Origin of the sequence: Hymenobacter miniatus (assembly GCF_016427455.1) — a bacterium.
Classification (GTDB): Bacteria; Bacteroidota; Bacteroidia; order Cytophagales; family Hymenobacteraceae; genus Hymenobacter; species Hymenobacter armeniacus.
Map to the genome: position 1 here is coordinate 192,608 of NZ_JAELXR010000007.1, position 14,044 is coordinate 206,651.

Below are 14,044 nucleotides of genomic sequence, written 5' to 3' on the forward strand. Positions count from 1 at the left end.
CCCAATAACAACACCCATCCCATGACCAACCAAAACCCCACTGGCAAAGACGAATTCATGCAAGCCGCCATCGACGAAGCCCGCCTGGGCCGTTCACAAGGGGGCATTCCCATCGGCTCGGTGCTCGTGCGCGACGGCAAAATCATCGGCCAAGGCCACAACAAGCGCGTGCAGGAAGACAGCGCCATCAAGCACGGCGAAATGGACTGCCTCACCAACGCCGGCCGCCAGCGCAGCTACCGCGACACCGTCATCTACACCACGCTCATGCCCTGCTACATGTGCGCCGGCACCATCGTGCAGTTCAAAATTCCGAAGGTGATGGTGGGCGAGAGCCGCACCTTCGGCGAGTCGCGTGCTTTCCTGGAAAGCCACGGCGTGGAAGTGGTCGACCTCGACCTGCAGGAGTGCGTGGATATGATGAACGAGTTCATCGAAGCCGAGCCCACCCTGTGGAACGAGGACATTATGGAGCTATAGACTAGCTCGATAGCGGAAATTTAGTACGCTGATAAAAAGGCGAGTGAGTGTTTGCTTACCAATAGTGAGCTAACACTTATATGGCCTTAGCAACTCCTCACCTACCTTTGTTGCGCTATCAGTCATAAAGTTGACCGAGCAGCCAATTCCCACGTCCTCTTTCGCCAGGTGTATCCCACCCCACCTGGGAAAACAATGGTTGAATCCGTTCGGGCCTCCGTCCTAGGAGCTACGGCATGCGGAGTTCAACACGTTACAGCCGGTTAAGTCGAACGCGCTTCGATTTAACCGGCTGTATTGTTTTGGGCCATTGGCGCGTTTCCGGCAGAGCACTCCGAGGGCCATGCGAATGGCACGGACGGGTTTACTTTTTGGCGAATACGTTCATTTCTGCGTGCCCATACGCCCTAAATGCCTGCCGCGGGCCCTATCTTGCCACCGAGATAGGGCCGTAAACGGTCCTGAGACTGATTTTTGGCGGTTTATTTATATTCGGTTGGGCTATGACCAGTCATTCCAAAATTGAGCAGGCGGCCCTGCAGCTTTTCGGAGAACGAGGCTACGACAGCACCTCCACCCTGCTCATTGCCAAGGGCGCCGGAGTGTCGGAAGCGCTGCTGTTTAAGTATTTTCTGAGCAAGGAGAAGCTGTTTGAATACCTCATCAAGCAGGGGTTTCGGCGCATTGTGGAAGCCAACCGCGGCATTCTGACGGAGAAAAACCCGCGCGTGCTGGTCGAAAACGTCATCGACCTGCCCTACAAGCTGGTGCACGACGAGCCCGACTTCTGGAAGATGCAGGACAAGGAGTTCAACCGCCCGCTGGTGCAGAAGTACTTCCAGCGCTTCATGAGCCCGATTGACAGCCTGCTCAAGCAGGCCTTTACCGACCTGGGCACCCCCAGCCCCGACATGACCACGCAGTTGCTGCTGCTGCTCATTCAGAGCCTGTGGCGCAACTTGCTGTACGAGCACGACCCCAACCTGCAACAACTCGGCGCGCACCTGAAGCGCACCTACCTGCAGGGCGTGTCGGCCGCGAAATAACCCGGGCGCCAGGCCCGCGCGAAGCAACCCCGCGGCCGCGGCATCCGAATCCTGAACAGAGGCCTGACAATATGGGCCGCCGGCACTGCGTTGCCGACAGCAAGCCGATGGTTGGTTTCACGCGCCTCTCATCTGCCGGCATTTTTTTTGCGTTGATGCTTTTGCGTTGACTTCCCGCTCTCGCTTATGCCCCACCACGCCGTTCACCGACTGTTGCGCCCGCTGCTGGTTTGGCGGGCCCGCCACATCAGCGAACGGATGTACATGCTCATCCTGAGCGTGCTGGTGGGCGGGGCGGCAGGCTTGGCCGCTGTGCTCCTCAAAACGTCGGTGCGCTGGGGCCAGGAGATGCTGCAAAACGGTATTGCGGAACCCAGCCGGGTGTTTGCGCTGTCCATCTACCCGGTGGTGGGCATTGCGCTCACGGTGCTATTTACCAAGTTTTTCCTGGGCGGGCAGCTGGGGCGGGGCATCGGCCCCATCATCTACAACACGGCCCGCGAGGGCAGCGTGGTGCCGCGCTCCAAGCTCTATTCGCAATTGGTGACGGCTTTTCTCACGGTCACTTTTGGCGGCTCGGCCGGTACCGAAGCCCCGATTTCCGTCACCGGTTCGGCCATCGGTTCCAACGCCGGCCGGGTGCTGCACCTGGACCGTCGGCGGCGGCGCCTGCTTACGGGCTGCGGGGCGGCGGCGGGCGTGGCGGCCATCTTCAACTCCCCCATTGCCGGGGTGCTGTTTGCGGTCGAAACCATTTTGCTGGAGCTGCCGGCACAATATTTTATTCCGCTGCTGATTTCGTCGGCCACGGCCACGGTGGTGTCGAAGGCGCTGTACGCGGGCCAACCGTTTGTGCTCATTACCACGAGCTGGCCCGTGGATGCGGTGCCGTTTTATGTGCTGCTGGGCCTGTTCACGGCGTTTTTCTCGGTGTATATGATTCGGACCTACCATTGGTTCGAGCATTTTTTTGAGCGCTGGCCGGGGCTCCGCTGGCGCAAAGTGGCGCTGGGCGGCCTCACGCTGGGAGGCCTTATTTTCCTGTTTCCCACGCTGTACGGCGAGGGCTATAACACCGTGGAGCTGCTGCTGCGCGGCCACCCCGAGCACATCACTGACGCCAGCATATTCTCGGTTTACCAGGACAATAACCCCTGGCTGCTGCTGGTGCTCGTGCTGTTCAGCATGCTGCTGAAGGTGGTGGCCACCAGCATCACGGTGGGCAGCGGCGGCAACGGGGGCATGTTCGGCTCGTCGCTGTTTGCGGGGGCGCTGGCCGGGTTTTTCTTTGCCCGCATCATCAACCTGAGCGGGCTGGTGCACATTCCGGAAGTGCACTTTGTGGTGCTGGGCATGGCGGGCACACTGGCGGGCGTCATTCACGCGCCGCTCACGGCCATCTTCCTCATTGCCGAAATCACGGGCGGCTACGCCCTGTTTGTGCCGCTGATGCTGGTGGCCAGCTCTTCTTACCTCATCACCAAGTACTTCGAGCCCTACTCGGTGTACACGCGCAAGCTCACGGCGCGGGGCGTGGACGTGTACGCCAACAAGGACCGGGGCCTGCTGGCCCAGCTCGACCCGCGCCAGCTGCTCAAGACCGATTTTATTCCGGTGCGGCCCAGCACCACGCTGGGCGAGTTGGTCGACATTTTCCGGCATTCCTCGCGCGACTTGTTTCCGGTGGTGGCCGCGGGCGGACGGCTGCTGGGCGTGGTGAGCCTGAACTCGGTGCGCGACGCGCTGTTCGACGACGCCCACTACGCCACCACCCACGTGCGCGAGCTCATGAAGCCCGCCCCCGCCGTGGTGGGCCCCAACGACGACCTGGAGCACACCCTGAGCCTGCTGGACCGCTACGAATTCTGGGCCCTGCCCGTGTGCGAAGAAGACGGCCGCTACCTGGGCTTCATCGTCAAAACCGACATTCTGGCCCGCTACCGGCGCCAGCTCATCCAGGAAAGCGAGGCCTGACCTTTGGCCACCTGCCTGTCAATACTCGCCGAGCTCCGGGGCCTTGCGCGCCAGCTGCAGGCCCACCATCATGAGCAGGCCGGTGAGCAGGATGACCACGAAAAGGATATTTTCGCTCACTTCGCCTATCAGAAAACGAGCCGGAATGCTGTAGAACAACAGCACCGATATCAGGCCTTTGGGGGCAATGAACAGCTCGGGCACCAGGTCGGTGCGGGCCACGTAGCGCAGGTACACGTAGCGCACCAGCGTGAGCACGCCCACGATAAGCGCCCCTTGCAACAGCAGGCTCACGCTGGCTAAGTTGCTCAGGGTGATGGAGTAGCCAAACAACAGAAAGAAGAACGTGCGAATAAGAAACGCCGACTCGGCGGTGATGCTTTTGAGCTGATGCAGCTCGCGGGCCAGTTGCTCGGGGTGCAGAAAGCGGCGCAACAGCGGGTGCTGCAGCAACTGGTCGGCGTTGTTGACGGCCAGCCCGAAAGCCAGTACCAACACCAGGGAGGACAAGTGCAGCATTTTGGCGATGCTGTAGATGAGCACCAAAAACGCAAACAGCAGAAAAAACTTGACGTGCGAGCGCAGGCGGCCCAGCAGCCAGGCCAGCAGCGCCGTGCTGAGCACCGCCACCACGGCCACGGCCAGCACATCGCGCCCAAACGTGACAACGGACCAGCCCTGGGCAAAGTCGTCCTGCAAAATGAAGTTGAACAGCATGATGCCCACGATGTCGGAAAACGTGCTTTCGTAGACGATGAACTCCTGCTTGTCGCCGCCCAGGCCGGCCACGCTGGGAATGGCCACGGCGCTGCTCACCACGGCCAGCGGCACGGCATTGAGCAGGCTGCTTTGCCACCGGGCCCCCACGTAGAAATGCAGCAGCGCCGCAATGGCCGCCACCTGCACCCCCATGATGAGCACCGCCGCCAGAAACGAGCGCCGGATGAGCGGGGCCTTGTCGCGGGTGAGGCGCAGGTCGAGGGAGCCTTCCAGCACAATCAAGATAAGCCCCACAATGCCGAAAAGCTGCAGCAGCACCGGCGGCACGGCCACCGGCACGCCTCCCCAATAAGCGGCGGCCTGGCTCAGGGCAATGCCGGCCAGCAGCAGCATGAGCACCGACGGCACCTTGGTGGCCCGCGCGGCCAGGTCGAACACGTAGGAAAGCAGCACGGCCAGGCTCAGGCCAATGAGGATGGTGTAGGGTCCCATAGAGGAGCTTGCTAACGGGCGAGCCGGCGGTGGGGTTAAGCCCTAGCGCCCGTGGGCCGTAACTTGGCGGCCCGTTTCGGGGGTGCGCCATGGCCTTTCCAACCTTCTTTTTGTATGCATAAGCGCCGCGGCGAAGTCGTCGTAATCGGGGGCGGGCCGGCGGGCCTCATGGCCGCCCAGCGCCTGGCCGAAGCCGGGCTGGCCGTGCAGGTGTTCGAGGCCCAGGCCACGATGGGGCGCAAGTTTCTGGTGGCCGGGCACGGCGGCTTCAACCTAAGCAACGCCGAAGAAACCGCCCGGTTTGCGGGCCGCTACGGCGCCGAAGCAGCCCGTTTTCGGGAGCTACTGGCGCACTTCTCGCCCGCCGACCTGCGGGCCTGGGCCGCCGATTTGGGCATCGAAACCTTCGTGGGCACCAGCGGGCGCATCTTCCCGGTGGCGGCACACAAGCCGGCCGAGCTGCTGCGGGCCTGGCTGGCCCGGCTGCGGGAGCTGGGCGTCGGGCTGCATACCCGCCACCGCTGGCTGGGCTTTGCGGGCGACCACGGCCTCCGGCTGCGCGACGAAACCACCGGCCAGGAAACCACCCTGGCCCCCGCCGCCACCGTGCTGGCCCTGGGCGGCGCCAGCTGGGCCAAAACCGGCTCCGACGGGGCCTGGGTGCCGCTGCTGCAGGCAGTTGGCGTGCCCGTAGCTCCCTTCGCTCCCGCCAACTGCGGCGCAGAAGTGAATTGGTCGGATTTCTTCAAGCAGAAAGTTGGCCGCGCCCCACTCAAAAACATCAGTGTGCGGGTGAACGACGGCCCGCCGGTGCGCGGCGAGGCCCTGCTGACCGAATACGGCGTCGAGGGCACGCCCGTGTATGCGCTCACGCCGCAGGTCCGGCAGGCGCAGGCCGCCGGCGGGGCCACGCTGTTTCTGAACCTGAAGCCCGACTTGCCGGCGCCGGCGCTGCTGACCAAGCTCCGGCAGCGCCGCAGCGGCACCTCGCTGCCCGACTTTCTGCGCAAAGCCCTGCACCTGGGAGCCCCAGTGCCCACGCTGCTGCGCGAAACGGCGCCCGACGTGGCCACCTACCCGGCCGAAGCCCTGGCCGCCTTGCTTACAACGGTGCCACTGCCCGTAGCCGGGCTGCGGCCGCTGGAAGAAGCCATTTCCACGGCCGGCGGCATCGGCTTCGCGGCCGTTGATGAATTCCTGATGCTGCGGCAGCGCCCCGACACCTACGTGGCCGGCGAAATGCTGGACTGGGAAGCGCCCACCGGCGGCTACCTGCTGCAGGGCTGCTTCAGCACCGGGGCGTGGGTGGCGCGGGGCATTTTGGCAAGGATGTGATGTAGCGGGGATAAGCCGTTTGTCGTTGCGAGCGCTGCGTTCGCAATACCAGGTACTGCCCCTTCTATTCCTTGGCCAGCGCTTTGGCTTTTTCCTCGGCTTCGCGCAAAATCTGGCGGGCTTCGCCGAGCAGGCGACGGCCGGGGTCGAGCTCTTCGCGAGCGATGAGGGCGAAGAGCAGGAAAAACGAGGCCAGCGGCAGCAACCAGCCCAACGCAAACCACAGCCAGAACGAGCGGCCCCGGCTTTGGGCGCAGTACCCGGTGAGGATGGGGATAAAGGAAATGGCCACCGCCATCACAAAAAGCATGTCGACGAAGAGCATAGGCCGGGCGTGCGAAAGGGCGGTGGAAAGCGCCGACGGCGGGCCGGCGCTGGTTCGAAGATACGGAATTCTGAACGGGGGATGAAGCGCGAAAACAGGAATTTTGTTTCGTTCTACCACTATCCCCGCGTTTTTTCCGTAGTTCGGCCTGAAGTCGGGGCCGCAGCGAGGCCCGGCCGTCTTGAATCTGCCCATGTGGGAACACCAAAGTTTGTTTCGCGTTTCGGCCCAACTCTTTGCCGAGGGGGTATTTAACTTGCTCGACCGCAACCTGCGGCCGGAGATTTTTCTGCTTGGTTTTGCCTCGGCCAAAGAGGCCGACGAGCCCGATGCCGTGGTGGTGGAGCCCCCTACGGCGCGCTACAAGCCGCAGGATTTTCGCCACGTCAAAACCAACGCCGCGGCCCTGGAAGCCGACACCGGCCCGCAGGGCTCGGTGTACCACCTGCACCCCAACGACCACGACCGGTTTGAGAAGCAGCACTGGTACGAGCTGATGTGCCGCGCCACCGAAACCACGCTGCACGAGCTCACCCGCAGCCGGCACGAAAACCGTCGCTCGTTCTGCTCGGTGCCGGTGAGCTTGCAAGGCTACCTCGTGACGGTGGTGCTCCAGCTCTCGGCCGACTGCTACGAAGGCTACTATTCGCTGCCCAAAGCCACCAGCGCCCGGCCCGCCAACCTGCCCCACGCCACGGTGGTGGAGTTTCTGCACGACTGCGCCCGCGCGCTGCGCGAAGCCGATACGGCCGACAACGACCAGCCCGTGCTCGACCGCGACTACAACGAGCTGCTGCGCTCGGCCGGCAGGCGCCTGATGCTGCGCGTGGCCCCCGCGGGCACCCACGGCCTGTATGACGCCTGCAACGGCGTGGCCGCCCTGCGCCACGAGGGCGACGAGGGCATCGGGACCATGCTGGTGAGCCGGCGCCTGCACCCGGCCATCGTGCCGGTGCTCACGCTGGAAACGCCCGTGCCCATGCGCGACCACCGCTCCATCCGGAAGCTGCTGGAGCTGAGCGAAGGCCACACGGCCCTCATTTCCGACGCTTCCCACGTGTTCGGGCTGGGCCAGCTGGTGCCGGAGTCGGATGGGCAGTACGAGCCCTTGGTCACTGTGCATTTCACCAACCACTACAGCTGGGAAATGAGCCACGCCGGCCACGTCCTGATGCGCGTGGTGAGCAACACGCCGCGCCTGCCCCAGGGCCGCGTGGCCGCCGACAACTTCGCCCGCATCGTGCGCATCGTGTTTCCGACCCTCGACGCCGATAGCACCGACTACCTCTGGGACCTGGCCCAAAAAGCCAGCACGCAGCCCACGGGAACCATTCTCGTCATCACGGCCGGCGCGGCCCAGGAGGCCCAGCGCCTCACGCGGCAGTGCTTCCGGGTGGTGCCGCGCATCATGACGCCCTCAGTGCTGCGCCTGGTCACCAACATCGACGGGGCCGTGCTCATCGAGCCCAACGGCATGTGCCACGCCATCGGCGCCATCCTCGACGGGCTGGCCACCGACAAAGGCGACTCTTCGCGCGGGGCCCGCTTCAATTCGGCCCTGCGCTACGCCAACAGCAGCAAGTACCCCATGCTGGCCGTGGTGGTGAGCGAAGACGGCTGGATTGACCTGCTGCCGAGCTAGGCCCCTTGGTCATTGCGAGGCCGCGGGCCGCGGCAATCCATTCTGCCAAAACCAGACAATCTTAAAATGTAAAAAGCCCCGGTTCTGGGATAGAACCGGGGCTTTTTTTGTGTACAACTCGTTATCAAAAAGCAGTCACATGTGAAGGCTGTTCGCTGAGAACCGGCCGGATTGCTGCGGCCTGCGGCCTCGCAATGACAGATTTTACCCGTTCACCGAGCCCATCATGGCGGCCGGGTAGCGCAGGCCGGCGGCCTTGCCCTGGGGCGCAATCTCGTCGAGCTGCGCGAGTTCGTCTTGGCTCAGCTGCACTTCCAGCGCGCCCAGGTTTTCTTCCAGGTACTTCACGCGCTTGGTGCCGGGAATGGGCACCACGTCGTCGCCCTGGGCCAGCACCCAAGCCAGAGCCAGCTGGCCAGCCGAGCAGTTTTTTTGCTTTGCCAGGTCGTTGATGCGGGCCACGAGGTCGAGGTTTTTCTGGAAGTTTTCGCCCTGGAAGCGGGGCGTGTGGCGGCGGTAGTCGTCCTCGGCCAGGTCTTCAAACTTTTTGATTTGGCCGGTGAGGAAGCCGCGGCCCAGCGGCGAATAGGGCACGAAGCCCACGCCCAGCTCGCGCATGGCGGGCAGAATCTCGTCTTCGGGTTCGCGGCTCCAGAGCGAGTACTCGGTTTGCAGCGCGGCAATGGGGTGCACGGCCACGGCCCGGCGCACGGTGGCGGGGGCGGCCTCGCTCAGGCCCAGGTAGCGCACTTTGCCTTCTTCCACCAGCCGGCTCATGGCGCCCACGGTGTCTTCGATGGGCGTGTTCGGGTCGACGCGGTGCTGGTAGTAGAGGTCGATGTAGTCGGTGCCGAGGCGCTTGAGGCTGGCTTCGCAGGCCGCTTTCACGTACTCGGGCCGGCCGTTGATGCCGCGCTTGGTGGGGTCGTGGGGGTCGCGCTGAATGCCGAATTTGGTGGCCAGCACGATGCGACCGCGCTGGCCTTTGAAGGCGCGGCCCAGCAGCTCCTCGTTTTTGAAGGGGCCGTACATGTCGGCTGTGTCGAAAAAGGTGACGCCCAGCTCAAGGGCGCGGTGCAGGGTGCGGGTGCTTTCGGCGTCGTCCTGGCCGGCGTAGAAGTCGGACATGCCCATGCAGCCCAGGCCGAGGGCCGACACGGTGAGGCCGGAGCGGCCCAGTTGGCGGGTTTTCATAAAGCAAAACGGAAAGTTGATGGTTGATGTAGGGAAGGCAGCGCCTGCTGGCTCTACGCAAGGGCATCTCAAACCGGCTAGCCCGAGGTTTTGATTTCGCTTTTTGCGGCTTTCGTTTTTGCTCTACGCCTCCATTCCCTACGGCCGTCAGTTCCGCGCCACACGTCCGCCGGCCGTACCTTTGCCCCGTGAACATCGCCCCGAAAAACGTCCTCCCGCTGGCCCTGGTGGCCCTGGCTGCGGCCTGCTCCTCCCCCAACCAGCCCATTGCCGAGCAGGGCGCCCCCTCCGAAGCTTCGGCCGCCGAAATGGCCCTCATGAACCGCCACGACTCGCTGATGGCCGAAACCAGCAAGCTCTACGAGTACAAGGCCAAGCTTTCGGGCTACCACACTGAGGCCGCCGCGCCCTACATCCACGGCCTGCTGGCCGCCGATGCCGCCATGATGGACTGGATGCACCAGTACAAAGCCCCCGACACCACGGCGGCCCCCGCGGCCCGCGTGGCCTACTTCCGGCAGCAGCAGGAAATACTGGCGGGCGTGAGCCGGCAATACCGCGCCACCCTCGACTCGGCCCAGCGCTTCACCACCGAGCACCCCGCCGCCGGCGACGTGCCCCCCGCTTCTAAATAACCTGCTTTGTTATGTTGAAACGCCTGCTGTTGCTGCCCTCGCTGGCGGCTGCCCTGCTCACCACCGCCTGCACCGAGGCACCCAAAGAAGCCGCCAAGCTGCCCATCATGGGCGAGCGCGACGTGCGCCCCCGCGCCGACGGCGGCCCGGCCGACACCGTGTTTGCCACCGTGCCCGCGTTCCGCCTCACCGACCAGTTCGGGCAGGTGCTCACTAATAAGAGCTTTGCCGGCCGCGCCTACGTGGCCGATTTCTTCTTCGCCACCTGCCCCGGCATCTGCCCCAAGATGCAGGCCGAGATGCTGAAGGTGTACAAGAAATTTGGCCAGCAGCCGCAGCTGGCCTTCCTCTCGCACACCATCGACCCGGCCCACGACTCCATCCCGGTGCTGCGCGACTACGCCGAGCGCCTGGGCGTGGGCACGGCCCGCAACTGGCACTTCGCCACCACCGGCGCCCACGGCGAGCCCACCGCGCGCGACACCGTGTTTCAGCTGGCCCAGGCCTACTTCACGGCGGCGTTGCCCGACAAGCAGGCCCCCGGCGGCTTTGCCCACAACGGCACCTTCGCCCTCGTGGACGACCAGGGCCACGTGCGCGGCCTCTACGACAGCCTCAACCCCAAGGAGGTGGACCGCCTGCTGGTGGAGCTGCCCGTATTGCTGGCCGAAATCGACAGCCGCAAGCCCGGCCTGGCCCGGAAATGAGGCGGGCCATTGCCCGGCCGGCCAGCGCGTTGGGCGCGGCGCTGGCCCTGCTGGCGGCGCTGCTCCAGCAAAGCTGCTTCAGCAACAACCGCCACCAGGGCGAGAAGCTGTATGCACAGCACTGCGCGGGCTGCCACGGCGAGCAGGGCCAGGGCCTGGGCCGCCTGATTCCGCCCCTGGCCGGGGCCGACTACCTGGTGGACCACCGCGCCGAGCTGCCTTGCCTGCTGCGCTACGGCCAGAAGGAAGTCATTGTGGTGAACGGCGTGGGCTACCACAACGTGATGCCCGGCGAAAAGGGCCTGAGCCCCGCCCAGCTCACCAACCTGCTCAATTTCATCGAAACGCACTGGGGCAACAGCGCTTCGCCCCGCACCATCCGGGAGGTGGAGCAGCAGCTGGAAGCGTGCCGGGGGCGGTAAGGGCCTGAAGTGTAGAACGGTTGTGTTCAGCATGTACTTTCCCGCGTTTTGCCCCTGCCAAACCCGTTTTTCGCCGTAGATTGCACCCCAATTCACTTGCATTCTTATCCGATATGGGCCTGTTTGACTTCCTGAAAAATAAACCCGCCGACACCCCGGCTACCCCCGCTCCTGCCGGCAACCCCGGCAGCGCACCCGCTGAGAAACCTGCTGGTGGTCCCCGCTACCAAGGCTCCAAGTTCGTGGCGCCGGTCGAACCCGTGGCTCCTGCCCCGGTGTACCAAATTCCGGAGCCGATGCCGCTGCCCTTCGAGCCCGAAAACGTGCTGGAGCAGCTTCTGCTGCTGGCCGCCACCGACGAAAACGCCCGCCCGGCCTTCTACCAGGCCCTACTGCAGGAAGAAATCCTGATGATACTCGCCCCGATGGAAGGCATCGAGCCCGGCGAAGTGGTGCTGAGCGAAGGCCAGGAAATCCAGCTGCAGGTGCTGAACGACGGCAAGTTGCCCATTTTTAGCTCCGTGCCGCGCCTCACCGACGGCGACATGGACCACCCGCCCATGAGCTACGTGCGCCTGCCCGGCCACGCGTTTTTCCAGATGGTGCAGGGCCAGGACTGCGTGCTGAACCCCTTCTCGCCCGCCGGCAAGCTGCTGCCCAAGGACGAGCTAGCGGCGCTGCTGTCGGGCCAGCTCACCGGCCCGCTCTCGCCGGCCGGGGGCGACGCGCAGGTGCTGCTCAGCCAGCCCGCCGAATACCCGCAGGCCGTGGCCGACGCCATTGCCGCCTGGGCCGCCACCGAGTCGCACATCGAAGCCGCCTACCTAGCCCAGATGCAGCTTGCCGACAACCCCGACGTGCCGCGCCTGCTGCTGGCGTTCATCAGCAACAACCCCGACCCGAGCTTCATGCAGAACCTGGGCCCCGTGCTGCAAGGCCAGACCAATGCCTACCAGTTTGTGGACCTGATGCTGCTGGACCCGAACTCGGAAGAAGGCGTGAACCCGTATTTCCGCACCGTGGAGCCTTTCTATCGCAAAGGATAACAACCGGTTCAGCTAGCGACAAGAACGTCATGCTGAGCGCAATCGAAGCATCTCTCCCGTGGAAGTAACCAGCTTACTCTCGCGGGAGAGATGCTTCGACTGCGCTCAGCATGACGTTCTTTTTTCTTTCTATTCCCAAGCCACGTCCTACCTTCCCCGCATGAAACTTGCCTCGCTCTTCCTGCTCGCGCCCTTCGCTGCCCTGGCCCAAACCAAGCCCGCCCCGCTCCTGCCCCCGGCCGACCCCAAAATCCAAAAGCTGGTGGATGAGATTTCGGCCAAAAACCTGGAGGCTGACATCCGCAAGCTGGTTTCCTTCGGCACGCGCCACACGCTGAGCGACACGCAAAGCCCCACGCGCGGCATCGGCGCGGCCCGCAACTGGGTGCGCGACGAGTTTCTGAAATACAGCAAAGCCGGTGGCGGCCGCATGACGGTGGAAATGGACACCTTCACGGTGAAGCCCGACGGCCGCCGCATCAACAAGCCCGTGCTGATGGCCAACGTGCTGGCCACCCTGCCCGGCACCGACCCCACCGACACCCGCGTGATTCTGGTGAGCGGCCACATCGACTCGCGGGTGAGCGACGTGATGAACGCCACCGCCGACGCGCCCGGCGCCAACGACGACGGCTCGGGCACGGTGCTGGTGATGGAACTGGCCCGCGTGCTGGCCGGCCAGAAATTCCCCTGCACCCTCAAATTTGTGGCCGTGCAGGGCGAAGAGCAGGGCCTCTACGGCTCGGGCCACCTGGCCGAGCGCGCCAAAAAAGAAGGCTGGAACCTGATTGCGATGCTCAACAACGACATCGTGGGCAACTCGCACGGCTTCGACCCCGAAATCAGCGACGCCACGCAGGTACGCGTGTTCAGCGAGGGCGTGCCGGCCAACGAAACGCCCGAGCAGGCCCGCATCCGCCGCCAGCTCAGCTCCGAAAACGACGCGCCCAGCCGCCAGCTGGCGCGCTACATTCAGCGCGCGGCCCAGCTCTACGGCCGCGGGCACAAAGTGGCCCTGGAGTACCGCCCCGACCGTTTCCTGCGCGGCGGCGACCACACGCCATTCAACCAGCAGGGCTTCGCCGCCGTCCGCTTCACCGAGATGAACGAGGACTTCACCCACCAGCACCAAGACCTGCGCACCGAAAAAGGCCGCGCCTACGGCGACACCCCCGAGGGCGTGGACTACGCCTATCTGCGCCGCAACGCCGGCATCAACCTCGCCACCATGGCGGCGCTGGCGCTGGCCCCCGCCGCCCCGGCCAAGGTCGAAGTCCTGACTGCCAACCTCACCAACCGCACCGAGCTGCGCTGGCAGGCGCCGGCGGCCGGCCCCAAGCCCAACGGCTACGTGGTGCTGGTGCGCGAAACCAGCGCCCCGCAGTGGCAGCAGCGCTTCCCGGTGAGCGGCACCACGGCCGACTTGCCCATCAGCAAGGACAATTTCATTTTCAGCGTGGCCTCGGTTGATGCGGCCGGGCACGAGAGCGTGGCGGTGCTGCCGGTGGTGGGGCGGTAAGAGCGGCCATTAGCGAGTGAGCGTCTCCGTAAACATAGTGAGGCGCGCGCAACCACTTGCTACGCTCGCAGGTCAGGCAACGAAACCAATCCTCTGACCATGCGCTTCTCACTGTTCTCTGCTGTGTATTTTCTGCTGCCAATAACTAGCTGCCAGAAGTCGACTCCCACTCCCGATTTAAACGGTACTTACACCGGCACTTTTCAGCGGCAGTCAGGCGGTGGCGGACAAGTTTCTCAGGTGAGCCTCACTTTTTCAGGAGGCAAATGGAGCGGCAACAGTCAGATTCCCAAGCACCCCGGGCTTTGCAGCGGCACTTATGACGTGATTGGGAAAAGGATAACATTCACGAACATTTGCTATTGGACCGCAGACTTTGATTGGTCGTTGATACTGAGTGACGAATACGACTTGAATGTGAGCGGCAATGTGGTGGAAATTACTAAGCAAGCCCCTTCCTATAAGGATGTCTATCGGCTAAGCAAGTGACGACACATCTCATCCAAC

The 14,044-nt window shown here is 64.1% G+C and carries 14 protein-coding genes; 11 read left to right on the plus strand and 3 right to left on the minus strand.

Annotation, left to right across the window (positions count from 1 at the left end; genetic code table 11):
* The first annotated feature begins 21 nt into the window (after positions 1-21).
* From JAO73_RS13010 to JAO73_RS13020, 3 genes are all read left to right on the plus strand, one after another.
* Positions 22-480: a nucleoside deaminase gene (locus JAO73_RS13010; RefSeq protein WP_198977443.1), complete on the plus strand. Its 459-nt coding sequence runs from the start codon at positions 22-24 to the stop codon at positions 478-480.
* Positions 481-983: 503 nt separating this feature from the next.
* Positions 984-1,526 carry a TetR/AcrR family transcriptional regulator gene (locus JAO73_RS13015; RefSeq protein ID WP_198977444.1) on the plus strand — a complete coding sequence of 181 codons (543 nt, stop codon included), beginning with the start codon at positions 984-986 and terminating at the stop codon, positions 1,524-1,526.
* A gap of 186 nt (positions 1,527-1,712) precedes the next feature.
* A complete protein-coding gene (locus tag JAO73_RS13020; RefSeq protein ID WP_198977445.1) occupies positions 1,713-3,500 on the plus strand; it encodes a chloride channel protein in 1,788 nt (595 codons plus the stop codon).
* Positions 3,501-3,518: 18 nt separating this feature from the next.
* On the opposite strand, the gene JAO73_RS13025 is transcribed toward JAO73_RS13020, so the two are convergent.
* The gene (locus JAO73_RS13025; protein WP_190922007.1) at positions 3,519-4,712 is read right to left on the minus strand and encodes a cation:proton antiporter domain-containing protein; all 1,194 of its coding nucleotides are present in this window, start codon (positions 4,710-4,712) and stop codon (positions 3,519-3,521) included.
* Between the two features lie 114 nt (positions 4,713-4,826).
* Between JAO73_RS13025 and JAO73_RS13030 the strand changes: the two genes are divergently transcribed.
* Positions 4,827-6,047, plus strand: coding sequence for a BaiN/RdsA family NAD(P)/FAD-dependent oxidoreductase (locus JAO73_RS13030; protein WP_198977446.1), 1,221 nt, complete (start codon positions 4,827-4,829; stop codon positions 6,045-6,047).
* A gap of 64 nt (positions 6,048-6,111) precedes the next feature.
* Here the strand turns inward: JAO73_RS13030 and JAO73_RS13035 are convergent, their stop codons facing one another.
* Positions 6,112-6,372, minus strand: coding sequence for a hypothetical protein (locus tag JAO73_RS13035; protein WP_190922005.1), 261 nt, complete (start codon positions 6,370-6,372; stop codon positions 6,112-6,114).
* 193 nt (positions 6,373-6,565) lie between these two features.
* On the opposite strand from JAO73_RS13035, the gene JAO73_RS13040 reads away from it, so the two are divergent.
* Complete coding sequence (locus JAO73_RS13040; protein WP_198977447.1) at positions 6,566-8,014, plus strand: diadenylate cyclase; 1,449 nt, start codon at positions 6,566-6,568, stop codon at positions 8,012-8,014.
* A 204-nt stretch (positions 8,015-8,218) separates the two neighbouring features.
* Here JAO73_RS13040 and JAO73_RS13045 read toward each other — a convergent pair whose 3' ends face one another.
* Positions 8,219-9,208, minus strand: coding sequence for an aldo/keto reductase (locus tag JAO73_RS13045; protein ID WP_198977448.1), 990 nt, complete (start codon positions 9,206-9,208; stop codon positions 8,219-8,221).
* Between the two features lie 188 nt (positions 9,209-9,396).
* Between JAO73_RS13045 and JAO73_RS13050 the strand changes: the two genes are divergently transcribed.
* From JAO73_RS13050 to JAO73_RS13075, 6 genes are all read left to right on the plus strand, one after another.
* Complete coding sequence (locus JAO73_RS13050) at positions 9,397-9,843, plus strand: hypothetical protein (RefSeq protein WP_198977449.1); 447 nt, start codon at positions 9,397-9,399, stop codon at positions 9,841-9,843.
* 11 nt (positions 9,844-9,854) lie between these two features.
* Complete coding sequence (locus JAO73_RS13055; RefSeq protein WP_198977450.1) at positions 9,855-10,550, plus strand: SCO family protein; 696 nt, start codon at positions 9,855-9,857, stop codon at positions 10,548-10,550.
* The gene (locus JAO73_RS13060; RefSeq protein WP_198977451.1) at positions 10,547-10,972 is read left to right on the plus strand and encodes a c-type cytochrome; all 426 of its coding nucleotides are present in this window, start codon (positions 10,547-10,549) and stop codon (positions 10,970-10,972) included. The genes JAO73_RS13055 and JAO73_RS13060 overlap by 4 nt, the downstream gene beginning before the upstream one ends.
* A 113-nt stretch (positions 10,973-11,085) precedes the next feature.
* Complete coding sequence (locus tag JAO73_RS13065) at positions 11,086-12,018, plus strand: enhanced serine sensitivity protein SseB C-terminal domain-containing protein (protein WP_198977452.1); 933 nt, start codon at positions 11,086-11,088, stop codon at positions 12,016-12,018.
* Between the two features lie 160 nt (positions 12,019-12,178).
* On the plus strand, positions 12,179-13,537 hold the full coding sequence (locus tag JAO73_RS13070; protein WP_198977453.1) for a M20/M25/M40 family metallo-hydrolase: 1,359 nt from the start codon (positions 12,179-12,181) through the stop codon (positions 13,535-13,537).
* 99 nt (positions 13,538-13,636) lie between these two features.
* Positions 13,637-14,026: a hypothetical protein gene (locus JAO73_RS13075; protein WP_198977454.1), complete on the plus strand. Its 390-nt coding sequence runs from the start codon at positions 13,637-13,639 to the stop codon at positions 14,024-14,026.
* Positions 14,027-14,044 lie beyond the last annotated feature (18 nt).